The sequence below is a fragment of the Helicobacter pylori genome (assembly GCF_014497725.1).
GTDB classification, from domain to species: domain Bacteria; phylum Campylobacterota; class Campylobacteria; order Campylobacterales; family Helicobacteraceae; genus Helicobacter; species Helicobacter pylori_DE.
The window spans coordinates 51,305-76,165 of sequence record NZ_JACTGF010000001.1 but is presented as its reverse complement, the minus strand read 5'-3'; the positions used below and the strand labels follow the sequence as shown (position 1 = coordinate 76,165).

23 protein-coding genes are annotated in these 24,861 nt (G+C 38.8%); 7 read left to right on the top strand and 16 right to left on the bottom strand.

Features of this window, described 5'->3' with window-relative positions; translation table 11 throughout:
* Positions 1-34: 34 nt before the first annotated feature.
* The 4 genes from H7N69_RS00375 to plsY form a co-directional block, all read right to left on the bottom strand.
* Complete coding sequence (locus H7N69_RS00375) at positions 35-2,626, bottom strand: TonB-dependent receptor (RefSeq protein ID WP_187884331.1); 2,592 nt, start codon at positions 2,624-2,626, stop codon at positions 35-37.
* Positions 2,627-2,779: 153 nt separating this feature from the next.
* Positions 2,780-3,106 carry a Plug domain-containing protein gene (locus H7N69_RS00370; protein ID WP_187884328.1) on the bottom strand — a complete coding sequence of 109 codons (327 nt, stop codon included), beginning with the start codon at positions 3,104-3,106 and terminating at the stop codon, positions 2,780-2,782.
* The gene (locus tag H7N69_RS00365) at positions 3,090-3,443 is read right to left on the bottom strand and encodes a dihydroneopterin aldolase (protein WP_187884326.1); all 354 of its coding nucleotides are present in this window, start codon (positions 3,441-3,443) and stop codon (positions 3,090-3,092) included. The genes H7N69_RS00370 and H7N69_RS00365 overlap by 17 nt, the downstream gene beginning before the upstream one ends.
* Positions 3,440-4,102 carry a glycerol-3-phosphate 1-O-acyltransferase PlsY gene (gene plsY, locus H7N69_RS00360; protein ID WP_232260147.1) on the bottom strand — a complete coding sequence of 221 codons (663 nt, stop codon included), beginning with the start codon at positions 4,100-4,102 and terminating at the stop codon, positions 3,440-3,442. The genes H7N69_RS00365 and plsY overlap by 4 nt, the downstream gene beginning before the upstream one ends.
* A 105-nt stretch (positions 4,103-4,207) precedes the next feature.
* Here plsY and ccoG point away from each other — a divergent pair, with 105 nt between their 5' ends.
* Positions 4,208-5,584: a cytochrome c oxidase accessory protein CcoG gene (gene ccoG / locus H7N69_RS00355; protein WP_187884322.1), complete on the top strand. Its 1,377-nt coding sequence runs from the start codon at positions 4,208-4,210 to the stop codon at positions 5,582-5,584.
* 9 nt (positions 5,585-5,593) lie between these two features.
* Here ccoG and H7N69_RS00350 read toward each other — a convergent pair whose 3' ends face one another.
* Positions 5,594-6,793, bottom strand: a complete 1,200-nt coding sequence (locus H7N69_RS00350) for a saccharopine dehydrogenase family protein (protein ID WP_187863380.1) — start codon at positions 6,791-6,793, stop codon at positions 5,594-5,596.
* Between the two features lie 85 nt (positions 6,794-6,878).
* Between H7N69_RS00350 and gltS the strand changes: the two genes are divergently transcribed.
* From gltS to H7N69_RS00330, 4 genes are read left to right on the top strand one after another with little or no spacing between them, the layout of a single operon-like run.
* A complete protein-coding gene (gene gltS / locus H7N69_RS00345; RefSeq protein ID WP_015643627.1) occupies positions 6,879-8,105 on the top strand; it encodes a sodium/glutamate symporter in 1,227 nt (408 codons plus the stop codon).
* 3 nt (positions 8,106-8,108) lie between these two features.
* Positions 8,109-9,143, top strand: a complete 1,035-nt coding sequence (locus H7N69_RS00340) for a bifunctional diaminohydroxyphosphoribosylaminopyrimidine deaminase/5-amino-6-(5-phosphoribosylamino)uracil reductase (protein WP_187884320.1) — start codon at positions 8,109-8,111, stop codon at positions 9,141-9,143.
* Positions 9,125-9,841 (top strand): tRNA1(Val) (adenine(37)-N6)-methyltransferase, encoded by a 717-nt coding sequence (locus H7N69_RS00335; RefSeq protein WP_187884318.1) that lies wholly within the window; start codon positions 9,125-9,127, stop codon positions 9,839-9,841. The genes H7N69_RS00340 and H7N69_RS00335 overlap by 19 nt, the downstream gene beginning before the upstream one ends.
* A gap of 10 nt (positions 9,842-9,851) precedes the next feature.
* A complete protein-coding gene (locus tag H7N69_RS00330; protein ID WP_187884316.1) occupies positions 9,852-12,203 on the top strand; it encodes a heavy metal translocating P-type ATPase in 2,352 nt (783 codons plus the stop codon).
* On the opposite strand, the gene H7N69_RS00325 is transcribed toward H7N69_RS00330, so the two are convergent.
* Positions 12,200-12,637, bottom strand: a complete 438-nt coding sequence (locus H7N69_RS00325; protein WP_039092565.1) for a CopD family copper resistance protein — start codon at positions 12,635-12,637, stop codon at positions 12,200-12,202. The two genes, H7N69_RS00330 and H7N69_RS00325, sit on opposite strands and share 4 nt — an antisense overlap.
* Before the next feature lie 178 nt (positions 12,638-12,815).
* Here H7N69_RS00325 and H7N69_RS00320 point away from each other — a divergent pair, with 178 nt between their 5' ends.
* Complete coding sequence (locus tag H7N69_RS00320) at positions 12,816-13,982, top strand: outer membrane protein (protein WP_187884314.1); 1,167 nt, start codon at positions 12,816-12,818, stop codon at positions 13,980-13,982.
* 54 nt (positions 13,983-14,036) lie between these two features.
* On the opposite strand, the gene H7N69_RS00315 is transcribed toward H7N69_RS00320, so the two are convergent.
* The 10 genes from H7N69_RS00315 to H7N69_RS00270 are packed head-to-tail and all read right to left on the bottom strand — an operon-like array spanning position 14,037 to position 23,045.
* Positions 14,037-15,653, bottom strand: a complete 1,617-nt coding sequence (locus tag H7N69_RS00315) for an AlwI family type II restriction endonuclease (protein WP_187884312.1) — start codon at positions 15,651-15,653, stop codon at positions 14,037-14,039.
* 5 nt (positions 15,654-15,658) lie between these two features.
* Positions 15,659-16,504 (bottom strand): Dam family site-specific DNA-(adenine-N6)-methyltransferase, encoded by an 846-nt coding sequence (locus H7N69_RS00310; RefSeq protein ID WP_231223667.1) that lies wholly within the window; start codon positions 16,502-16,504, stop codon positions 15,659-15,661.
* Between the two features lie 50 nt (positions 16,505-16,554).
* Positions 16,555-17,556, bottom strand: a complete 1,002-nt coding sequence (locus tag H7N69_RS00305) for a DNA adenine methylase (protein ID WP_187884310.1) — start codon at positions 17,554-17,556, stop codon at positions 16,555-16,557.
* Positions 17,557-17,613: 57 nt separating this feature from the next.
* A complete protein-coding gene (locus H7N69_RS00300) occupies positions 17,614-18,681 on the bottom strand; it encodes an LptF/LptG family permease (protein WP_120998207.1) in 1,068 nt (355 codons plus the stop codon).
* 9 nt (positions 18,682-18,690) lie between these two features.
* Complete coding sequence (gene pth / locus H7N69_RS00295; protein WP_187884308.1) at positions 18,691-19,251, bottom strand: aminoacyl-tRNA hydrolase; 561 nt, start codon at positions 19,249-19,251, stop codon at positions 18,691-18,693.
* Between the two features lie 9 nt (positions 19,252-19,260).
* Entirely contained in the window at positions 19,261-19,797 is a 537-nt protein-coding gene (locus tag H7N69_RS00290; RefSeq protein WP_000889333.1) for a 50S ribosomal protein L25/general stress protein Ctc, read from the bottom strand.
* Between the two features lie 55 nt (positions 19,798-19,852).
* On the bottom strand, positions 19,853-20,803 hold the full coding sequence (gene tal / locus H7N69_RS00285; RefSeq protein WP_187884306.1) for a transaldolase: 951 nt from the start codon (positions 20,801-20,803) through the stop codon (positions 19,853-19,855).
* Between the two features lie 2 nt (positions 20,804-20,805).
* Complete coding sequence (locus H7N69_RS00280) at positions 20,806-22,149, bottom strand: UDP-N-acetylmuramoyl-L-alanyl-D-glutamate--2,6-diaminopimelate ligase (protein ID WP_187884304.1); 1,344 nt, start codon at positions 22,147-22,149, stop codon at positions 20,806-20,808.
* A 3-nt stretch (positions 22,150-22,152) separates the two neighbouring features.
* On the bottom strand, positions 22,153-22,764 hold the full coding sequence (locus H7N69_RS00275; RefSeq protein WP_120885224.1) for a histidine kinase: 612 nt from the start codon (positions 22,762-22,764) through the stop codon (positions 22,153-22,155).
* 11 nt (positions 22,765-22,775) lie between these two features.
* Positions 22,776-23,045 carry a NifU family protein gene (locus H7N69_RS00270; RefSeq protein WP_000569296.1) on the bottom strand — a complete coding sequence of 90 codons (270 nt, stop codon included), beginning with the start codon at positions 23,043-23,045 and terminating at the stop codon, positions 22,776-22,778.
* A 140-nt stretch (positions 23,046-23,185) separates the two neighbouring features.
* On the opposite strand from H7N69_RS00270, the gene H7N69_RS00265 reads away from it, so the two are divergent.
* A complete protein-coding gene (locus H7N69_RS00265) occupies positions 23,186-24,796 on the top strand; it encodes an inorganic phosphate transporter (RefSeq protein WP_187884302.1) in 1,611 nt (536 codons plus the stop codon).
* Positions 24,797-24,861 lie beyond the last annotated feature (65 nt).

Here is a 24,861-nt window from a genome sequence, read left to right as displayed (position 1 = left end):
AAATTCAAAAAGAAATCCTAAGATTTCTTTCATTTTAGAACTGATAGGATACCTCAAAACGCGCATTAAATCCAGGGGCTGGGAGCGCCATGCGTTTATTTTTAGGGATCATATCGCTCGCTGGAGCGTCCGCGCTCGCTTGCCACACGGAAGCCTGGCTGACATATTGCTTGTTTAAGATGTTATTAAACACGGCTGAAATCCTTAAACCCTGCCATTTTTTAGAAGTAGGAGTCCAGTTGATAAAGACATTATGCACGCCATACCCAGGCTTATGGATTTTCATCAAGCCGTATTGAGGGTAGTAGATAGAATAGCCTTCATAGAACATGTTGGTTACAAAGCGTGAGAGCCAAGTTAAAGTAAGCCCCCATTTGTGGATATTGTAATCGGCTTTTAGGATAAACACATTCCCAGTCGTGGCAGCTAAAGCGTAAGTATCGGCTAATAAATGCCCCCTAGCTGTCGGCCAAGAGCGAGCCACTGAGAAAGTCCCTACGAAATTTTTATATTGCACATTCCCTGAAACTTCATAACCATAAATATTAATGGTTTCGGGTAAATTCCCTGACATGTTTTTTGCGGTCGCGTTACCCCCACCATTTTTAGAAGTGTCTTGCCCGTAGCTGTTGATGAAGTTATTGATGACTTGATAGAACGCTGCCCCGCGCACATTGAAATACTTGCTGTTGTAATCCACATTGAATTCCACATTTTGACCGATCGCAGGGCGCAAATTCCTTTGATAAATCACCGTGGGATCACGCATCAAAACGCCATCGCCAGGCAAAGCCCCCTTAGTCACATACGCATAACTCACTTTCAAGCCAATGCTTTCAATGGGGTTATAAAGCACGGTTGCAGAAGGCGAAAAACCAGAAGTTACATGCGTGCGGCCGTTTTTGTCTAGCAAGGTGTAAATATCATAACGAGTTCCCGCACCCACGATCACATTGCTTAAAATATTGTAGTTCGCTTGCATAAACCCACCGATGATATTCCCGATCGCATGCGAATTTTGGGGCATGTTACGATAGAGCGGGTTAGGGGCGTTGAGATTTTGGGGGTATTGAGAGCTTTGATCGGTGTAGTAATGGCGGTAAGGCAAGCCCGGCCCATTAGGGTCGTTAGGATCAATGTTGTTTTTATAATAGCCGTTTTTGCCTTTATCCAATCCAGAAAAAACGCTCAGGTTTTGATAGATCATGCCGTATTCAAACACATTCCCGTAATCTTCGCTAATGGGGTGGGTGACTTTAACATTAACGCCCGAGTTGATTAAGAAAATCCTTCTGGCTAAAGTCCCCTCAGCGTCCGCATTCCCTAAAGTCCAATCGTTTGCGCTAGGGTTTTGAGCGTTAGGGGGGGTCATGTCATAATCAGGATTTTTAGGGACAAGCCCATGATAAATATTAGATCCTGTGGAAATTGCAGAAGCGCCTTGCCAGTTGATAGCGCCCGGCTGCCCATAGCCTATTTGATAGCCTCCATCAGAGGGTCTGATAGCTCCTTGCGTGCACTGGCTGATATTGTCCGGGTTGTTACACCAATCTTTAACTTCAGGGATGTAATCCGGGTTAGCCGGCTCGTTAGAATTGTAAGCGAAAGGATTCACCACGGGGTTATAATCGCCCCCCCTTACCCCTAAAAAGGCAGTAGATTCAACGCGCGGCTGACTAAAACTAGTGCCTCCATCATGCTTGTATTTCAGACTCAAATTGTGGTTGAAGTTGATCGTATGGGCTAATTCTTTCCCAAAGTCAATCACAAAAGGCGCTGGCTGGCTTCCTGGGTCGTTGGCTTTGGAGAGGGCTGAAGTGGTGTTAGGGCGTAAAAGCCTGGTGGAATTCTCCCTTGTCATGTTGTAGCTTAAGCTGATGGTATCCGTGTCGTTGATATAGCCATTGACTTTACCTAAAACGCTATTGACTTCGCTTGGAGTCCCTATGCCAATGTCGCTATTGCTCGGGTCTTGTAAATCGTAGTTAGGGTGGAAGAGATTCCTAAAAGCGTTGTTCCCGTCTCTGTAATAAAAAATATTTTGATGGTTGTAATAGGCTAGGATGTCCCAATTTTTACCGCGATAGGCTGCAGTGGCGTTCATGCGGTATCCAAAGTTAGTGTAAAAGCCCGCTTCCGCTTTAGCACCATAAGTTTGGTTCTTTCTTAAAAAGTCGTTAGCGTCAATCGTGGTGAAAGACAATTTACCCGCCACCGCGCCTGGACCTGCTGAAGCGTTTGCCGCCCCTTTAATCACTTCCACTTCTTTAATCATGTTAGGATCGATCACGGTGTTAGCGTCATGGTGGAAAATGTTACCATTTTGGGCGACGCCATCTATTGTTACCCTTAAAAGACGGCTCTCAATCCCCCTGACATAGATTTTTTGCGCCATTAAGCCCCCACTAGCCACATTCACATCCGCTCTAGTCCTAAAAATATCACGGATTTGGTTGCTTTGGCGTTGCTGGAGTTCTTTCCTGTTAATATACATTTTATTGTTGTATTCAAAAGTCCTTTCACCCTTAGTGGTTACCTTACCCAAAGTGTGGGTTGTTTCTTGAGCTTGCAAATTGCTAGCGACAATACAAGAGACAAACACGATACGAAATTGATTTCTAAGCATTTCTTTTAGCCTTTTTATTTACTTTTTTCTAAAAATTTAGTCAAGTTTTGAACCTAAGGTTATTATTACATTATTCTATTTAATAATACCTTAAATTTGTTTTAGGATTAAGAAAATACCAAGAAAAATATGATTAAAAAAAGTTTTAGCATTTTACTGAGCAACTGAATCGATCACTATTCGTGAATAAGCACTGCTCATTCCTCTTAAAAAAGTTTGAGAAGACACATTGATTTCAGCGTTTTGGCGGAAAATATCGCTTGGCTGGTTGCTCTGGCGTTCTTCTAAATCATGGCGTTTGATGATAATGGTATTCCCCCATTGAAAGGGTCTATAAGCGCGCTTTTTTTTAATGACAAAATGAGGTTCTAAATTTAAAAATTGCGCGTAACTGGGGAAATATAACGGCTCTAATAAAGGGTTTATGGGGTGTGCTTTTAAAACCATAAGGAGGAAAAAGAGGCTAAAGATCGGTTTCATAGCAAATTTTCACGCTCGCTCCCACTTGAGAATTGGGAGAAATTTCTAACTTGCTGATTTTCAAATAAAGCTCAGAGATTCCACTATAGCGCGTTTTTAAAATTTGGCTTAGATCTTTTAGGGCGTCTTCAATGAGTAAGTATTGTTTTTCTTGCATCATCTTTTGGATAAGCTCTTGGATTTCCATGTAGTCTAAATAAGCCTTATTGGGTAATTCCGTGTAGAAAAGATCCAAATCCACGCTTATTTTTTGGGGTTTTAAGCGTTCAAACTCTAAAATCCCCAAAATCGTTTCAAACACCAAGTTATGGACATGAACGCCTTGTTTAGTTTTCATAAGACTTTCTTTTCCTTACCGGCTAATAAATTGAAAATATTACCCGCATGCTTGATAAGGGTAAAAATAAAAATCAATACCATCGGCGTTTGCGTGCCGACTTCTTTAAGGATATTGACGCTATCTGGGATATGCATATAAGGCACAAAAAAGATAAGAACAGTCGCTGTGCCTACCCCTAGAATGCTAGCGAGTGAAGAGATTTTAAGCACCTTACCCACAAAAAACCACACCGTCAAGCCGATAAGACTTTCAATAGGAATGAGCAACACCACAGAACCCATGATCGTAGAAACGCCCTTGCCTCCATTGAAACTCAAAAAAGGCGAATAACAATGCCCTAAAATACTAGCGATAGCAACCATCCATTGCAAACTATAATCCAACCCAAACAATTTGCTCAAAAACACCGCAAACATGCCTTTGAATAGATCCAAGATTAAGACTAATAGCGCCATTTGTTTAGCGTTGCTCACGCCCTTACTTTGTAAAGCGCGCAAGACATTTGTTGCGCCAATGCCCCCCGATCCAATCTTAGTAATATCCATGCCGTAAAAGATTTTCATTAACGCATAGCCAAAAGGAATCCCCCCAATCAAATAGCCCAAAAGGGTGAAAATCACATTGATATTGGTCAGGAAATTTAAAACGCTTTCCATAAATACCCTTTCAAATAAAATAGTGTTCATTATAACATGTTGCTTTTTAAGTGAAAGCGTTAAGTTGTTAGGGTATAGTGGCTTAAAAATTTTAGGATATTGAGAATGCTTGAAACTTCTAGCCATTTTTTAAAATCGTTTCGCTTGAAGCGTTACATAGGGTTTTTATTGATTTCTTTAGCGTTATTAATCACGCCCTTTGTTCGCATTGATGGGGCGCATTTGTTTTTGATCTCCTTTGAACATAAGCAACTGCATTTTTTAGGCAAGATCTTTAGCGCTGAAGAATTGCAAGTCATGCCTTTTATGGTTATTTTGCTTTTTATAGGGATTTTTTTCATCACCACTAGCCTTGGGCGTGTGTGGTGCGGGTGGGCTTGCCCGCAAACCTTTTTAAGGGTGCTTTATAGAGACGTGATTGAAACCAAGATTTTCAAACTCCATAAAAAGATCAGCAACAAACAAGAAAGCCCTAAAAACACCCCAAGCTATAAGGTGCGTAAAGTATTGAGCGTTTTGTTGTTCGCTCCTGTTGTGGCGGGGCTAATGATGTTGTTTTTCTTTTATTTCATCGCCCCAGAAGATTTTTTTATGTATCTTAAAAACCCTAGCGATCACCCTGTTGCTATGGGTTTTTGGCTTTTTAGCACGGCTGTGGTGCTATTTGATATTGTGGTGGTTGCGGAGCGTTTTTGCATTTATTTATGCCCTTACGCTAGGGTGCAATCGGTGTTGTATGACAATGACACCTTAAACCCTATTTATGATGAAAAGCGCGGCGGAGTGCTTTATGACAAGCAAGGCCATCTCTTCCCCTTACCCCCCAAAAAACGCAGCCCAGAAAACGAATGCGTGAATTGCTTGCATTGCGTGCAGGTTTGCCCCACGCATATTGACATTAGAAAGGGCTTGCAATTAGAATGCATCAATTGCTTAGAATGCGTGGATGCATGCACCATCACTATGGCTAAATTCAACCGCCCTTCACTCATCCAATGGTCTTCAACCAACGCCATTAATACGCGCCAAAAAGTGCGCCTGGTGCGTTTAAAAACGATCGCTTACATGGGGGTTATCGCTGTTGTAATAGCTCTTTTAGCCATCACTTCGTTTAAAAAAGAACGCATGCTCTTAGACATTAACCGCAACAGCGATCTGTATGAATTGCGATCGAGTGGGTATGTGGATAACGATTACGTGTTTTTATTCCACAACACGGACAATAAAGACCATGAGTTTTATTTCAAAATTTTAGGGCAAAAAGACATCCAAATCAAAAAGCCTTTAAACCCTATCGCCATTAAAGCCGGACAAAAGATCAAAGCGGTAGTGATCTTAAGAAAACCCCTAAAAAGTAACGCCACAGAATACAAACGCGCTAAAGACGCTTTAATCCCTATTACGATACAAGCTTACAGCACAGACGATAAGAATATTACGATAGAAAGGGAATCGGTGTTTATTGCGCCAAGTGAAGATTGAAGCCTAAAATTAGCGCTCAATCACTTCATAAGGCAAGCCTTGTTTGATCAATTCTTCCATGAAGGGATCGGTGTTTAATTCTTCTACGTTAAACACCCCGGCTTTAAAATGCTCCACGCTCCAAGTGTCGTTGCAAATCATTTTAGCCGCACACATCGCTGGCACGCCGGTGGTGTAGCTTATGGCTTGCGAACCCACTTCTTCATAGCATTTTTTGTGATCGCACACGTTGTAAATGTAGAGCGTTTTGTCTTGGTTGTTTTTGATGCCGGTCATATAGCACCCGATGTTGGTTTTACCGGTGGTGTCTTTGGCTAGAGTGGCCGGATCCGGAAGCAAGGTTTTTAAAAATTGTATCGGCACGATTTTTACGCCTTGATGCTCTATTTCCTTAATGCCTAGCATGCCGACATTTTCTAAGCATTTCATGTGGGTTAAATAATTTTGAGAGAAAGTCATAAAAAACCTCGCCCTCCTCAAACCTTTAATGTTTTTGACTAACGATTCCAATTCTTCATGGTATAAAAGATACGAATCCATTTCGCCAATCTGCGGGTAAGCCCACACTTGCTTGATTTCTAAAGGCTTTGTTTCAATCCATTTGCCGTTTTCATAATAACGCCCTTTAGAGCTGACTTCTCTCAAATTGATTTCAGGGTTAAAATTCGTGGCAAAAGGGCGTTTGTGATCCCCAGCGTTGCAATCTAAAATATCTAAAGTGTGGATAGTGTCAAAATGGTGTTTTTGAGCGTGAGCGACATAAGCGTTAGTTACGCCCGGGTCAAACCCAGCCCCTAAAACCCCTAAAATCCCCACTTCTTTATAAGCTTTATCAAACGCCCATTGCTCTTTGTATTCAAACTTCGCTAAATCCGGGTGTTCGTAATTGGCGGTATCAATGTAATGCGTTTTAGTCTCTAAACATGCTTGCATGATCGTTAAATCTTGATAGGGTAAAGCCACATTAACAACGACTTTAGGCTTGTGTTTTTGGATTAAAGCGACTAAGGCTTGCGTATCATCGGCATCCACTTGCTCAACGCCAATTTCCCCCAAACCCTTTTTGAGCATGCTTTCTTTAATCGCATAGCATTTGTCTAAGCTCCTGCTCGCTAAAATGATATTTTTAAACACATCTCTGTTCATGCCCATTTTGTGCGCCACGACACTGCCTACGCCACCAGCTCCAATTTGTAATACTGTATGCAAGGAACACCTACTTTCTAACTGATCTCGTTCTTTTAGGGGGCTATTATATTATAATAAGATAAATTTGATTAATAAGGATGCAAGCTTGCAAGAAATTAAATTAGACATTTATGCCACTTTGGTGTGCATGGTTTTAGTGTTACTCTTGGGGCGTTATGTGATTTCTAAAGTCAAGTTTTTACGCGATTATGATATTCCAGAGCCTGTTGTGGGCGGGGTTTTAGTCGCTTTTTTTATCATGTTGGCGCGTCAGTTTTACAATTTTGGCTTGCAATTTGATTCTTCTTTAAAAGATCCTTTAATGCTGACTTTTTTTATCACCATTGGTTTGAGCGCGGATTTCAAATCTTTACAAAAAGGCGGGAAAATGCTTGCGGTCTTTTTGCTGGCTGTGGCGGGGTTTGTGGTGTGTCAAAATGCAGTGGGGATTTCTATCGCTAGCCTTTTAGGGGTCAATCCTTTAATGGGGCTTTTAGGGGGATCTATTGCTTTAGTGGGAGGGCATGGCACTAGTGCGGCATGGGCTAATTTTTTCACCCAACCACCTTATAATTTTAGCTCTAGCTTGGAAGTGGGCATGGCGTGCGCGACTTTTGGCTTGGTGAGCGGAGGGATTATTGGAGGGCCTGTCGCTAAGTATTTGATTTCTAAATACAAACTAGAGCCTAAAGACACTAAAGAAAAAGACACTTTAGAGGGCGTGGTGTCTAAAGGTTTTGAAACCCCTAAAGAGCAACGCCTAATCACTGCATCCAGTTTTGTGGAAACTTTAGCTCTCATTGCAATAGCTTTATTGGTGGGGACTTTTTTATCGCATCTGATGCCTAAAAGTTTCACTTTACCGACTTTCGTGTGGTGTTTGTTTGTGGGGGTTATCTTAAGGAACGCTTTGTCGTTTTTTAAAATCCATAGCGTGTTTGACAGAGAGGTTTCAGTCATAGGGAATGTGAGTTTGAGTCTGTTTTTAGCCTACGCTTTAATGAGCGTGAATTTATTGGAATTGTTAAAACTCGCTGTGCCATTAGCGGTTATTTTGAGCGTTCAAGTGGCGGTTATGATCCTTTACGTGGTGCTTGTAACCTTTAGGGTATGCGGGAAGGATTATGATGCGGCGGTGTTGTGCGCGGGGCATTGCGGTTTTGGGCTTGGAGCGACCCCAACGGCTATGGTGAATATGCAAACCATCACCAACCACTATGGGCCATCGCATGTAGCGTTTATCGTCGTGCCTTTAGTGGGGGCGTTTTTTGTTGATATTATTAACGCTTTAGCGATTAAAGGCTTTTTGCTTTTGCCTTTTTTCCCTAGTTAAACCATGAGACTTTATGAAAGTTTATTAGAAATTTGCTTGAATAAGGCGTGGGAGCATCAAACCTTAGCCTTAGAAAACCCAAGCGTAGCCTGCATGGTGTTAAATAAAAACCATGAGATCTTGAGTTTAGAAACCCACAAAAAAGCCAAAACCCCGCATGCAGAAGTCTTGGCCGCTAAATCGGCGTTAAAGATTTTACGCCCCCATTTAAAAAGCGATTTAGAAAAATTAGAAGACCCTAAAACTTTAAGCGATTTTTTAAAAACGCGCCACGATAACGCTTTTACAGACTGCGTTTTTTTAATCACCCTAGAGCCATGCAATTCTTATGGCAAAACCCCAGCGTGTAGCGAATTGTTAGAAATTTTAAAGCCTAAAAGAGTGGTCATTGCCGCAGAAGAAAACGAAACGAAAAAAGGGGGTTTAGCAAAGCTACAAAAGGCTCGTATTGAAACAATAATTTGCCGCAATTTAGAAAACAAGGCTAAGGACTTGCTCTTGCCTTTTAGGGTAATGGAACAAAAGGGGCGTTTTAATTTGTTCAAACTCGCTTTAAGGATGAATGGGGATTATTACCATGGCAAGATCACCGGGCAAAAAAGCGTTATTTTTACGCACAACCAGCGAGCAATATGCGACACGCTCATCATTTCTGGGAAAACCATAAGAACGGACAACCCCTTATTAGACACTCGCTTTTGCGATAGCTTTTATCACAATAAAAACCCCAATATCGCTATTTTATCCAAACACTCAATTAATCCTAATTCAAAAGTTTTTTCTGTGCCCAATCGTTTGGTTAATATTTTCAACAACCCTAAAGATTTACCCCTAGAGAAAGGGTTTAATTTCATTGAAGGGGGGTGGGGATTGTTTGAGAGCTTGAGGGACAAAATTGATGCGTTGCTTTTGCATTCGCATGCGTCTATGATTAGCGAAGTGTTTAGTGCATTCGCTCTAAAAACCCCTTTTAAAGGGCGGTTGTTGCATGCGCAAATCTTAGAAAATGAAGCCCTTTTATGGATAGAAAACTCTTAAGATTATACCAGCCATTAAACGCTTATTCTTACAATAGCGATTCGCTTTTTTTATACGATTTTTCACGCCCTTTTATCAAAAATAGTGGTGCGATTTTAGACATAGGCTCAGGGTGTGGGGTTCTAGGCTTGCTCTGTGCTAGAGACAACCCGCTAGCGAGCGTTCATTTAGTGGAAAAGGATAGCAAAATGGCGTTTTGCTCCCAAAAAAACGCCCTCAAATTCCCTAACGCTCAAGTGTTTGAAAGCGATTTTTTAGATTTCAACCCCCCGATTTTGTATGATGTAATTATGTGCAATCCTCCTTTTTATGCCTTAGGCTCTATTAAATCTAAAATTAAAGGGCATGCGAGGCACCAGAGCGAATTAGACTTCGCTTCTTTGGTGGTTAAAGTGAAAAAATGCCTAAAACCTAAAGGGTATTTTATTTTTTGTTATGAAGCCTTGTCGCTTTGCTTGGTCATAGAGGGTTTAAAAAGCGTTAAACTCACGCTAGAGGCTTTAAGGTTTGTCCAAAGTTTTAAAGACAAAAACGCCCATTTGATGCTTGGAGCGGCTAGGAATAATTCCAAAAGCGCTCTAAAAGTTTTGCCCCCTTTAATCACGCACCATTCCAAAAACCAAAGCGACAACACCAAAGAAGTTCTAAGCATCTATCAAATCTGTAACACTTATTCTATCAAAGCGCTTCTAAATTAAGGATTCAAAAATGAAATGTTCGCATTGCCAGTTGGAGTTTAAAGAAAGTGAGCTTTTTAAAGAGGTGATCCATCATAGAGAATTGCATTTTTGCTGCACGGGGTGCGCTAGGGTGTATGCGTTATTGTTGGATTTGAATTTAGAGAGTTTTTATGACAAATTAAACGATTCCACTTTAGCCCCCGTAACGCCCCAAGATTCAATGAATGCTTTGGAATTAGAACAAGCCCTTGAAGAAAACAATAAGGGCGAATTAATCCTTAATCTTTTGCTAGAAAAAACGCATTGTAACGCTTGCTTGTGGCTCAATCAAAAGGTTTTAGAGCGCTTAAAGGGGGTTAAAAAAGTGAGCGTGAATTTCACCACCCACCATTTACAAATCGTGTTTGACAAGTCTTTAAACCCTAAAGAGATTATTCAAAAAATTGAGAGTTTGGGTTATGGGGCTAAAATTTATAACGCAAAAAATTACGCCCTAAAAGCCCAAAAAGAGCAGCGCTCCTATTTGCTCACTTTGAGCGTGGGGTTTTTTGCCACCATGAATTTGATGTTTATTGCAATTGCCAAATACGCAAGTTATGGTAGCGCGAGTTATGGTAGCGGCATGGATAAACTCATGCAAAGGAATTTGGATCTCGTATCGCTCTTTTTAAGTTTGTTGGTGTTAGTGGTGGTGGGGCGTTTTTTCATTAATGGGGCGTTTTATGGGCTAAAAAATGGCGTTTTGGGCATGGATTTGAGCGTGTCTTTTGGGGCGTTATCGGCGTTTGTTTATTCCATTTATGCGATGTTGGTGTCTCAAGAGACTTATTTTGAAGCGAGCAGCACGATTTTAACGCTTGTTTTTGGCTCTAAGTTTTTGGAATTAAAAGCCAGGCTGTTTGCGAATGAAAAATGTCTGGCCCTAGAATCGCATGAAATCCATAGCGTGATCGTTGTAGAAAATGGCAAGCAAACAGAAAAACACCCTAAAGATGTGGCGATAGGCTCTGTTGTTTGGGTGCCAAGCGGGGCTAAAATCGCACTAGATGGCGTGCTTTTAAATAACGCAAGCGTGGATGCGTCTTTGATCAGCGGGGAGTTTAAGCCTTTGGAATTGGGGGTTAATGATCCAATTTTAGGGGGTTATGTGAATGTGGGCGTGCCTTTTAGCTATCAAGTGAGCGCTACTTTTCAAAACTCACGCCTTTCTGGTTTGTTAGAAACTTTAAAAAAGAGTTTTTTAGAAAAGCCCTTAATTGAGAGTAGTGCGAATCAAATTGCGGATATTTTTTCTAAAACGGTGTTGTTTTTAGCCTTTGTGAGCTTTTTATTATGGCAATTTGGTTTGGGGGGTAATTTTGAAAAAGCTTTAATGGTGTGTGTTAGCGTGTTAGTCATAAGCTGCCCTTGTGCGTTCGCTCTGGCTACGCCCATTGCGTTAGTGATAGGGGTGTTTAAAAACCCTTTGATCGTGTTTAAAGAAGCGTTATTTTTAGAAACTCTGGCTAAAGTGAAAAAAATCTTTATAGACAAAACCGGCACGCTCACGCAAAAAGAAGTCCTTTTAAAAGAAAAAATCATTTATAAAGAATTTGATGGAAGGCTTTTGAAGAGCCTTTTAAAAACCAGGGAGCATTTAGCCCATAATGCGATTCTTAAAACTCTAAATGGCGATGAGGTTAATCTAGAAAAGATAGAGTTTTTCGCTCATGGCCTGAAAGCGAATTATCAAAACGAAACTTTGCTAGTGGGGAGTTTGAAATTTTTAAACGCTATGGGGGTTGGTATAAAGACTAAAGAGAGCGCTAATATCATGGTAGGTTTTGCGAAAAACAAGACTTTGTGCGCGTTATTCATTTTAGAAGAGCGTTTGAAAGCTAACGCTAAAGAAGTCATTCAGGCTTTACAAAATCAAGGATTAGAATTAGAAATTTTAAGCGGGGATAATGAAAGCTCGGTTAAGGAGTGCGCGAAAAAATTAGGGATTTCTAAGTATCATGCTAATTTGACCCCTGAAGATAAGGCTCAAATCGTCAGCTCTTATAAGGGCGTGTGCGCAATGATAGGCGATGGCAATAATGACGCGCTAGCCTTAAAACAAGCGAGCGTTTCTTTGGGGTTTGAAAAAAGCGCTTTGAGTAAAAGCGCATGCGATATTTTGCTTTTAGAAGAGGATTTGAGTTTGTTAGAAAAAGCGTTTCATAACGCTCAAAAAGTCTATCAAGTGGTGTTGCAAAACATTGTTTTGAGCTTGATTTATAACGCTGTTTTAATCCCGGTCGCTATGCTAGGATACATCAACCCTTTAATAGCGAGTTTGAGCATGAGCGCTAGCTCGCTCTTAGTGGTTTTAAATTCTTTGAGGTTGAAACGCTCTTAAACAAACCACATCGTTTTGGCTAAAATAGCGATTAAAAAGCCAAAAGTTAGAGCGATAGGGTGGATATATTTACCAATAGGGTTTTTCTTGCCCAAAAACTTACACGATAAAGAAAAAAGCACTAAAAGAAAAATGCTTAACGCTAAGATCACTTTAAGCATGAGTATCTTTTGAAAAGGGGTTTCACACCAGCCTTTATCGCCCCCCATGTATTGGCTAAGCATCATGCCCCCTGTTAAAACAAGCCCTAAAACGCATAAGGGCATGATTTTGATCGCTCTTTGAGTGATTCCTGCATTCGCTTTATTGGCAAACTCTTCGCCAAACATTTTCTTCACATTAGGGAAAATCACCCCATCAAAAAACAAGTAGCCAATAAAAATAATGGCACACAATAAATGAACAACCAACACATAAGGATAAATCGCATCCATTTAAAATCCTTTATTCATGGGAAAATTAAAGAGTTTTTAATCTACTATAAAAGGGTTTTATTGTCAAGTATCCCACTATTATGGGAATTTTAGGGGTGGTTTTTGTTTGACTTTTAAGATTGCAATTAGCTATAATAAAATAATTAAAAAAGTAATACTTAAGCGGAGACCCTAGAGAGTGGTGCTCAATTTTATGACAAAGAAGAAAAATAGAATGCAAGATTGCAAAATGGTTGGTAAAAATTTTAATCGTAAGGAATCTGTTTTGATAGCTCAATCTTTAGATATTTCTAAAAAAGGCTCGGTAATTTTAGGCGCTCTTTTGAGTTCGTTATGGCTGACAAACCCCTTAAATGCCCATGAAAAGAATGGCGCGTTTGTGGGGATTAGCTTGGAAGTGGGTAGGGCTGATCAAAAGACCAACGCTTATAAAAACGGCGAGTTGTTTCAAGTGCCTTTTGGCGATGTTTCGGCCAATGATAATGGTAAAGTCCCTGACGGGCAGACCGGTGGCTGTCAGCCAGCTTCAGGGACGCCAGGAACGCCAGGCTATACTAAAGCTAATTGCGTGGTCAATTGGACTTCTCGCACCATGCTAAGCACCAATAAAAACATTCCTGGCCGTAACCAGCCGATGTATGGGCTAGGCGTGATGACAGGCTATAAGCATTTTATCGGTAAAAAAAGGTGGTTTGGGTTGCGCTATTATGGCTTTTTTGATTACGGGCATACCAATTTCTCTAACTCCAGGGCCGCTAACGCTATATCGCCTTTTTATTTGAGCGATCAAAAAGCCGACATGTATACTTATGGTTTTGGCACAGACATGCTTTTTAATATTATAGACAAGCCTAAAGCCACAGCTGGGTTTTTTTTAGGCGTGAATTTTGCGGGTAACACTTGGACTAATAATCGTGTGGGGTATTTTAAGAACGGGTATGTTTATGGCGTCAATACGGACGCTGACGCTTACATGACTAACGCTGATGGCACAATCACTTGCGGGGACACGACGCCGGCGAGTTGCAATGTGGGGATTAACCCTAATAGCGTCTATACCACAGGAAAATTAAACGCTAAGGTGAATCACACGATTTTCCAATTTTTAGTGAATGTGGGCATTAGGACTAATATTTTTGAACACCATGGCATTGAGTTTGGTATCAAAATCCCCACGCTCCCTAATCACTTTTTTAAAGGCTCTACTACTATAAGAGCGAAAAAACAAGGCCCGCTAGAGAATGGCCAACCAACCACTATCACCGGAGCAGAAACCAATTTCAGCTTGACCCAAACCTTACGCCGTCAGTATTCTATGTATTTGCGTTATGTTTATACTTTTTAAGTTTGGTAGGGTTTTTAGGCAAGGATTATAGTTTAGATTTGAAAGCTTGATTTGTCAAGCTTTAGGGTTGTCATTGAGTTGCAATAACTCTGTGCTGTTTTCTACTTTTTTGATAAAATCATTAATGGCATAACAGCGTATGTTAATATTGTCTTTGAATTGGGCAAATCCCGCATATTCTTTGGCATCATCATGGATATTTGGAGCCACAAAAACACTAAATTTTTCTCTAATATCAGCGCTATTTTTAATCAATTCTTTTAAATGTCTGGCAATAGGTATCATTTCCAAGGTACTTTGACTTCTATCTCTAATCAAGCTCACTTCTATATAACTTTGGGCTTTTGTGTCCATAGCTACAATATCAGGTTTGTTACCGCTTGCTGTGTATACGGGCAAGCCTTCATCATCGCTTTTATAATTGGGTATCACGCTTAAATTTTCAAAATGTTGTTTCAAGAAAATAGCGCTTAAAAATTCTAAGCGTAAAGGTTTATCAATAAGTCTTAAAAAACTATCTTTTGATTCTTGCTTGTTACAAGTAATGAGTAATTCTTGCTTGATAAAATCTTTAGTATAAGTGGTTGCTAGTTCATTCAATTTGCTTGATTTAACGCTCTCATCAGCACTGATTGGAGCAATATTAACAAGAAAGCTATCCACGATCGCCATGTAGTTAAAAAAGGCGAGTTTGTTAGCTTGAGTGTCGTTTAAATAATCCCCTTTAAAAGCCTTATGAGTTTGTAAAATGTAATCTATTTTATTACTTTCATTAGTATTAATATCAATAAACCTACCATTACCACGCAATGAAATAAGTCCTGTAATACGCATTTTTCTAATGTATTCATCAACGGCTTCGCTAGTGATTTGGCTTATTTTAAATCGTATTTTATTAACACTTTCTAAAAGTTTTAGGCATTTTTCATAGATAAATTCATATGAGTAGCTGAATTCTGTTTTATTGATAGTAACGATTTCTTGTCTTAAATGAATAATGTAGTCATAAAGCCCATTGGCGTTATCATCTTTCCAACAAAGTAAAATAGGGATTTCTTTGACAGATAGGGGGGTTAGATGGGCATTTTTGAGTCGTTTTAAAAGCGAGAGCAATAGTTTGAAGGGGTTGTTATGGTTTAAGTTCTTTTTATAAGGGTTTCCTACTTCATATTTAGACAGAGCGTTTAAAAATATAGCCCCAACTACGCTTTCATCAACGCTTTCTTTAAAAGCATCGTTTTCTTTATCGTAATAAGCAAGAATAAGCATCTTAGCGCTATCGCTGATGAGTATTTTCTCATATTTTGCATAGTAGCAAAAACCAAACTCACACATAAGCTTATACCAAGTGTCAAACCGACTTTCCCATCCATGCTCAAAGCCCATTTCTTTATGTTGCTGTGGGGATATTTCTATAATGCGTTCTAATTCTTCATCGCTAAAGACATATTCATTGGAGTCAAATTTTTCTTTCAATTCTTTATTTTGATTGAGAGAAGTAGGTCTATAAAGCCTATGAGCCAAAACGGATTTGATAATTTGCATGATTGTTGAATATTTAAGGATTTGATTTTCAAACTTTCCTAAAACAGCTAAAAATTGTCCTATTCTTTTAGGGTTTCGCATAGTGGTTGAAAAGCTTAAAATTTTTCGTGCCGGTTTTTTAGTCATAATAATTACCTATAATTAGTTACAAAGATTTCTTGACTATCTTCTTTAATAGTATTGTCATTATAACTGATATAATTACTTTTGATATTAAAAATATAATATTTTTTAGCCCATTCTTTTAAAATAAAATTAGTCTCTCCCTTGTGATAAACAAGATTGGTTATACCAAATAAAACTCCCTTTTTATCTAGGCTATCTAAAACACCATATAAGGCTATCTCATTATCGCTATCCCATAACTTGTTGTATTCACTATTTGAGATTAAATAAGGGGGGTCAAAATAAACATAATCATCTTTTAAATAAGTGGTGTGGTTAAGGAAATCAATATAATCATCATTGTGAAAAATAATGGTGTTTTGCTGTATAAAATCTATGTAGTTTTTTAGGGCATTATAAACATTTTCATTAAAATCCACATTACCTACAGGTAAATTAAAAAGCCCTTTAGAATTAAATCTAATCATGTGATTAAACCCATAAATTAAAAGTAAATACAAATAGAGCATGTTGTTTTGATTGGAGTTAAAATCAGCCCTTAGTTTTTCATAAGCTATTTTATTGTATTTGGCGTAGTAAGTTTTTATATATTGTTTTTTTAATTCATCAGGGGCCGTAATCCCCTTAAAAGAGAAAGACAAGCCATAATGAATGATGATTTTAGACAATTCATCAAAAAGCTCACAAGTATTGAACTTGCTTAAAGTTTTATGTAAATTGATAATATTGGTATCTATGTCGTTAGCTAAGTATCTTTTAGCCTTAGTGTTTAAAAACACGCTACCCCCACCCACAAAAGGCTCAATAAATTGATTAATGTTATTCGGGAATAGCTTATTGAGTTGTGGCATGAGTTTATATTTGTCCCCTACATAAAAAAAGGGAGAACGAATACCTTTTTTCAAGGTTTCACTTCCACTATAAATAAAAATTCTTTGTGCTCTTTAAAATCAGTTTTTCCTGAATTAAAAAAACTATGAGCCTTTTCTTTAACGCTTAATTTTCCTTTTTGGCTTAAAATTTCCACTAAATCTTTAAAGCCTATTTTATTTTGCGAAGAGCTAGACTTAGAATTATAGGTATTATTATAAGTTAAAGCAATCCTTTTACAATCTAGTTTTTCAATCAAATCGCTCAATTCTTTCTTGGCATTAGAGCGACAATATTCGCTCATGTTCTCGCATGATGGCTTTAAAGCTGTTCCATAGAGTTTGGGTTTTTTCCACTGCACTAGGTTTTCATAGAGATGATAAAACCGGCTGTATTGCCTTGAATTGTATGGAGGGTCAATAAAGACTAAGTCTATTTTTAAGGTTTTAGCCAATTCGTTAGCGTTTTTTCTCTCTATCATGATGTTTTTATCATGTTTTATAGGGCTAATAAGCTCAAAAATAAATCTATCTTGCAAAATCTCTTTTTTCCTATAAGCTTCATAATGCCCCACCGTGTTAGCTATCTTATCCATTGAATAAATCAGGCTTGTTAATAAAATATCTTTATTTAATTTATCTAAGTTCAAGCTTTCTATATGCTCTCTAATGCTACCGATTTTGACACAATCTTTATAGCTGAAAAATTTGCCGCCAAAATGTTGGCTAAAATAATTTTCTTCTAGCTTTAAAGCTTGAGTATAATATTCTTTCAGTTCTTCAAGTGCTTTAAAATCAGCGTCTTGCCCCCTAAAAAAAGCATGATAAATGATTTCATTAGAAAATAAAATATCATTTATAATAATGTTTTTAATGTTAGGAATAGTGGCAAATTGACCAGCCACTACCCCACTTCCGGCAAAAATATCGCACACGCTTTTGATATTATTTAATTTTAAATTCCCAAATACCCACTCTATAAGCTTGGTTTTTGAGCCGATATACCGGCGGTTTTTTAGATTAAATCTTTCCACTAGCCACCTTTAAACTAAGGGAATAAAACCACTTAGTAACATATAAGATTTTAAAAATCACAATCTCTTATTAAGCTTTTTAAAATACCAAAGACTGAGGGCTAGAAATACGAAAAAGGGCGATAGCACGCCTATTTCAGGAATGAGTATCCCTGAAATGCTGAACTTCCCTAAAGCAAAGAATAGCCCCCAAACAACGAGCGTGATAATGATAAACTTTAGCCCTAAAAGAGCCAGGTTTTCATAGCGGGCGAGACTGGGCGAAAAATAAGCGATTAAAACGCTTAAAAACGGCACAAAAAAGGGCAAAATCGCAAACACATACAAAAACGAGCGCACTTTTTTCGTGTCCGCGTTTTGGCGCACTAAAGCATGCAAGGACAAAAGAGCGTCTGTGATAGAAACCGCAGGCTTGTTTTGATAAATGGTGTCTAAAACTTTAGGGCGGAAATTTTTGAGCGTTTTAAAGGTTTCTAAACGCGTGGTGCTTAAAGCGTTTGCGCCCAGTTCAAAACTTAAGGGCATCTCATAGATAGTAGTGTCATGCAAAATCCAATATTTGTCTTCAAAAAAAGCTTCTTTAGCTTCAGCGTAAGATTCCAAAGTCTTATCTTTTAGGCGAAAAACCTTGATATTTTGGGCTTTTTGCAATAAGGGATTAATCTTATCAAAATACACGTAATCATCGTTATATTTCACTAACAAATGCTCTGAGACGCTCAAAGAATTGTCTTTATAGATTAAATTTTGCGTTTTTTCTTCCATATACACAAAAGGAGTCGCATTCAACCCCACATAAACAGCCGTGAAAAACAAGCTAATCAAAAAAATAGGGCTTAAAATCTGGCATTTGGAAAAGCCAATGGAGAGCAGGGCGGTGTATTGGTTGGATTTAATGAAGGCGATATAAAATAAAACCATCGCCAAAAGCAAGGAAATGGGCAAGGTGTAATTGAGGGCGAATAAAATATCATAGGTGAAAAATAAAATGATCATGTTCGCAGAATCGGGCATTTTATCGGCGTATTTCAGGCTGTCAATGCCTACAAAAAACAATTCTAAAGCTAAAAGCACGATTAAAAAGTATTTGAAATAATACCACCCCACAAATCTAAACAAACGCACTTTAAACCCTTAACTTTCTATGATTAAAGGTTTTTTAAGCGTGAAACGATTTTGCATGGCGTTAAAATCATGGCTTTCTATAAAAAATTTTAGGGCGTTTTTGGCATGTTCAAACACAGCGTTTTTTAAAGGCTCTTCGTTTTTGTGGAATTTTGAAAGCACATGCTCAATCACGCCAATCCCTTTAGAAATCCCTACCCTCAAGCGGTAATAAGAATTCGAACACAATAAATCAATGGACTTTAAGCCATTATGCCCCCCATTCCCCCCACCCTTTTTAAACCTCACAACGCCTAAAGGTAAATCCAAGTCGTCATGGACAATTAAAAGCTCTTCAGTTTTGTAAAAATTTTTAGCGCTTAAAACGCTCTCGCCGCTCAAATTCATGTAAGTTTGGGGCTTGAGTAAGATAAAATCCTTATAAACGCACAAATAAGCGTTGTGTTTGGGAGAAAAAGTGAAAGAAAGATCCAATTCGCTAACGAGCGAATCTAAAATATCAAAACCAGTGTTGTGTCTGGTATGGGCGTAACGCAAAGTAGGGTTGCCTAAACCCACTAAAAGCGTCATCACCTGAAATCACTTCGCTTTAATCACACCGATCACAGCGATAGAATCATGATCTAAAATCTTAACATTCTCATGTTTTTCTAAATCGCGCACCAAAATAGACTCATTCACATCTAAAGGGGCCACATCCACTAAATAGTGATCGGGTAAATGCTCTGGAGCGCATTCCACGCTGATACGCTTTTTAGAGAGCATTAAAATCCCTTTATTTTTCAAGCCCACTGGAGTGCCTTGGTGTTTAACGGGGACTTTAAACTTAGACTTCACGCCTTTAGTAACAGCGAGTAAATCCACATGGATAAGTTCGTTAGTAACAGGGTTTTTTTGGTATTCTTGAACCACGACTTCAAAAGTCTTATCCCCTAATTTCACCGGAAAAATCAAATGCTTTTTTTCCTTAAGGTATTTAATGAAAGGGTTTAATTTGAACGCGCCATTCACATTTTCAATGCCCTTTCCATAAACATTTGCGATTAGATAGCCATCTTTTTTTAAAGCTTTAGCGTTAGCTTTAGTAATACTCTCTCTAATAACGCCTTCTAACATGTCAATCCTTTTAAAATAAAATAAGGGCTTATTCTATCCAAAAAACCCTTAAAAATCAAAAACTGCTTAAAAGCTTTTCAAAGGATTGTTTGAACGCTATCAAGCCTTCTTTAAGGAGTTTTTGAGCGGTGTTTTCTAAATCAATGTTGTGCGCTTTTAATTCTTTTTTAAACGCTTCAATTTCTGCACTTTTTAAAGGGGTTTGATACTCGGTGTTTGGGGCAAGCAAATAAGCGTTTAAAGCCTCTAGGGGGGCTGTATTGATAGAGTTTTTAAAACACAACGCTTTAATGTAATAATCTTTAGCTAAAGAATTGGATTTAACGCCGGTGGATGCAAAAAGGGTGCTTATTAGCGTATTAGCATGCTGGTTGATTTGGTAATAGCACTCGGTAGCGTTGATAATCCCGCTTTGAGCTTGCAAGTTTTTTGGCACCAAAGGGTCTATTTCTTTGTCAAATCGTGAGACAAACACGCTAATGACCGCTCTCTTTCGCGCTTCTTTGGCTAAGATTTGAGCGATTTTACCGGCAATTTTAGGCGAAAAGACTAAAGTTACATTAATGGGGATAGAGGCTTTAGTTAAAACGCTAATGACTTCAAGACCGCTCTCACTCGCCGGGACTTTAATCATCACATTAGGGCGGTTTAATGCTTTGAATAACCGCTTGGCTTCATCAATGCTTTTAATGGCATCGTCTTCTAAAAAGGGGTCAATTTCTAGGCTAATGTAACCGTTGTTAGGGTCTTTTTCATACAAAGGCATTAACGCGCTAGAAGCCTGTAAAATATCCTTTAGCGCCAGAGTTTCATAAATTTCTTTAGCTTTTTGGCCTTTGAGTTTAGCGATTTCATCTTGATAAAACGCGCTTTTTGTGATCGCTTCACAAAACAAACTAGGGTTACTCGTCGCCCCGCAAATAGCCCCCTTATTGATGAGCTTTAAAAAGTCGTTTTCTAAAAAATCCCTTTCTATAAAATCGCACCACAAACTGAATTCTTGCATGTTTATCCTTGTTTTAAATTGAGATAATAATCTTTAACGACTTCCTGGTCGCTAAAAAAAATCGTTTTGTCTTTAAAGACTTGAGTGTTTTCATCGCCCTTGCCTAAAATCAACAACACCTCATCGTCTTTTAAATTTTCTAAAGCGTTTAAAATGGCTTTTTTTCGGTCTTTTTCTACAATGACTTTAGAAGAATCATTGATGCCTTTTAAAATATCCTTAATGATGTCTTCTTCGTTTTCGCTTCTAGGGTTGTCTGAAGTTAAGATGATTTGATGCGCATAACAACTCGCTATCGCTCCCATTTTAGGGCGCTTGGTTTTATCCCTATCGCCCCCTGCCCCAAAAAGAGCGGTGATTTTTTGGTTTTTAAAGCTTTCAAAAACTTGTTGCATGCCGTCTGTTGTGTGGGCAAAATCCACAACCACTAAAGGTTTAGAATGCACAATTTCCAAACGCCCCTTAACCCCATAAAAGTTTTCCAATAACGGCGCGATCGCTTCTAAAGGCAATTGAGTGAGCAATTTGACCCCTAAAACGCCCGCTAAAATATTATAAAGGTTGTAACGCCCTAAAAGGGGGGAATGTATCAGGGCGGTTTCTTTAAGATTAGGATCTCTTAAGTCTTGTTGGTAGCATAAAGACGCGCTAATGGATGGGTTGAGCGAAAAGGCTTGAACGTTCAAATGCGCTTTTTTATCCAGCGCGTAAGTGCACGCGTTAATGGGGTTAAAAAGGGCGTTTGTTTCATCTCTGTTAATCACTTTCAAGCCCTCATCTTTAAAAAAGCTGTTTTTAGCGTCCCTGTAATTTTCTATATTTTGGTGGAAATCTAAATGATCGCTTGTGATATTGGTGAGAACTTTAAGGGCAAAATCAAGCCCAGCGATGCGCTTTTGGACGATCGCATGGGAGCTCACCTCCATGATAAAGTATTCGCATTTTAAACGAATCGCTTCTTCTAAATCGCTATAAAGCTCTAAAAGAGTGGGCGTGGTCAAGCCCTTTTCTTTGATGCGTTCATCGTTGATAAAAAACCCTCTTGTGCCTAAAAGAGCGGTCTTTTTATTCAAATCTAAGAGCAAGGAATACATCAAGCTCGCTGTGGTCGTTTTACCATTAGTGCCAGTAATCCCTACAATCTTAATCTTAAAATCAAAGTAGTTTTTAAGCTCGTTAAAATCCAAAATAGCCAGGTTTTTTTCTGCAATTAAAGGAGAGTATTTTTCGTTTAAAGGCGTTTTGACAAAAAGGATTTCTTCAGGGTTTTCTAAAACTTCATTCGTGTTATCGCTTAAAAAAGAATAGGCGCGGTTTTGATAAGTCAGGGTTTTTTTAAGCTTCATTCTTTAAGCCTTATTGGATTTGAGAGCGTCTTCTAAAAGAGAGCGCAAAAATTCATCGTAAATAAAAGAATCTTCATGCATGTTTTCAATGTAATTTACCGCTAATTCGTAATAGCCATAGTGGTTCAATTCTTTCAAAAATTCATAAAAATCCTCTTTATTGTCAAAAATCACCCTAGAGCTGAACATCAAATCTTCAAACGCCTCCTTAAAGCCGCGCTCCAAGCTCAAGCGTTTGAAATCCGCATACAAAATGCCGTTCAACTCCTCGCCTTTTTGAGAAATTTGTGCATCAATCTTTTCAGTCATTTGGTTCAATCCCTCATCAAAAGAAGCGATCAAATTGATGATTTGCTCTTCAGCCTGGTTTTTTAAGCTTCGTTTTTGCATAGCGATCAAGCTTTGATACAATTCATAAAAGCTATGGGCTTCTTTAGGGAAATCCTTAGCGATGTCGCTTAATAACGCCCCCACTTTGGCTTTTTGGTTGTCTTTATCCAAAAACAAAACTTCAGAAAAAAGGCGTAACGCTTCAGCGTAATGGGCTTGCTTGAACGCTAAAAAGCCATCTTTAATCAACGCGCGCTTTTTAAATTCATAATCAAACTTTTGCATGCCTATAACCCTTAAAGCTTATCAAACTCCTTAGCGTTTTCTAAGCACACCACTTCTAAATTGGGGTGAATGTCCATTTTAAGCTGCCTTTCAATGACATTTTTTAAAGTGATTTTACTGCTAGAGCAAGTCTTACACGCTCCCTCTAAAGCTACATAAATTTTCATGCTTTTCACCCCTAGCACTTCAATATTACCGCCATCTTTGAGCAAGTAAGGGCGGATCTTTTCTATTACAATACGCACCGGTTTTTGTAAATCTTCATCGCTAAATTCTATCATTTTTAAAAACCTTATTTTTAAAATTTTACTTTAAGATACCATATAATGAGCCATTTTTATCAAACAACGCTTTTTAAGAGTGGCTCAAGGGCTAATTGGATAGAATAGAGCCACTATTAGAATAAGGTTTTGATGACGGTATGGAAATTAAAAACATCAAAGAGTTTGAAAAAGCTTCTAAAAAACTCCAAAAAGACACTTTAAAGATCGCTCTCGCTCTTTTGTTCCTCACCGGTGCTGCTTTGCTCGCTCTCATTTTTGGGCAGGCTAATTCTAATGGATTGTTGCTCATCTTTGCGGCCGTGATTGGGGGGTATATGGCGATGAATATTGGCGCGAACGATGTGTCTAATAATGTCGGCCCTGCCGTAGGCTCTAAAGCCATTAGCATGGGTGGGGCGATTTTGATTGCTGCGGTTTGTGAAATGCTAGGAGCGATCATTGCTGGGGGGGAAGTGGTTTCTACGATTAAGGGCCGTATCGTTTCGCCTGAATTTATTAATGATGCGCATGTTTTCATCAATGTCATGTTGGCTAGCCTTTTGAGTGGGGCGTTGTGGTTGCATGTAGCGACTTTAATTGGTGCTCCCGTTTCCACTTCACACTCTGTAGTGGGGGGGATTATGGGGGCTGGAATGGCAGCAGCTGGAATGTCTGCTATTAATTGGCATTTCTTATCAGGCATTGTGGCTAGTTGGGTAATCTCGCCTTTAATGGGGGCTTTGATAGCCATGTTTTTTTTAATGCTCATTAAAAAGACTATCGCTTATAAAGAAGATAAAAAGAGCGCGGCTTTAAAGGTCGTGCCTTATTTGGTAGCGTTGATGAGCTTAACATTCAGTTGGTATTTGATGGTTAAGGTTTTAAAACGCCTTTATGCGGTGGGTTTTGAAATCCAGCTCGCTTGCGGTTGTATCCTTGCACTTTTAATCTTTATTCTTTTTAAAAGATTTGTGTTAAAGAAAGCCCCGCAATTAGAAAATAGCCATGAAAGCATTAATGAGCTTTTTAATATCCCTTTGATTTTTGCCGCCGCGCTTTTAAGCTTTGCGCATGGGGCTAATGATGTGGCTAACGCTATTGGCCCACTAGCCGCAATCAGTCAAACTTTAGAAGATGCAAATAGCCCTATAGGGAGTACTTTAAACTCTGTGCCGTTGTGGATCATGGTAGTAGGGGCAGCTGGGATCGCTTTAGGCTTGAGTTTGTATGGGCCAAAGCTCATTAAAACGGTGGGGTCTGAAATCACAGAATTAGACAAAATGCAAGCTTTTTGCATCGCGCTTTCTGCAGTCATCACCGTGCTTTTAGCCTCTCAATTAGGCTTACCGGTAAGCTCTACGCATATTGTGGTGGGCGCGGTGTTTGGGGTGGGCTTTTTAAGAGAGCGCTTAAGAGAGCAATCCAGAAGGCGTTTTGCTAGGATCAGAGACAACATTGTAGCGGCGCACTTTGGGGAAGATTTAGAAGAAATTGAAGGTTTTTTAGAGCGCTTTGATAAAGCCAATTTGAAAGAAAAATCGCTCATGCTAGAGAGCTTGAAAAAAAGCAAGAATACCGCTATTGCTTTGGAATTGAAAAAGAAAGAAAAAAAGTCGCTTAAAAAAGTGTATAAAGAAGAGGTGATCAAACGCTCCATTTTAAAAAAGATTGTTACCGCTTGGTTGGTAACCGTGCCGGTTTCTGCGCTTTTAGGCGCGCTTCTGTTTGTGGCTCTTGGTTTTATAGAAAAGTATTTCTATGGTTTTTGAAGGCTTGATTTTTAAAGTTAGGCTTAATCTTTTATGTTAAAATTCTAAGATTTTATATATTTTAT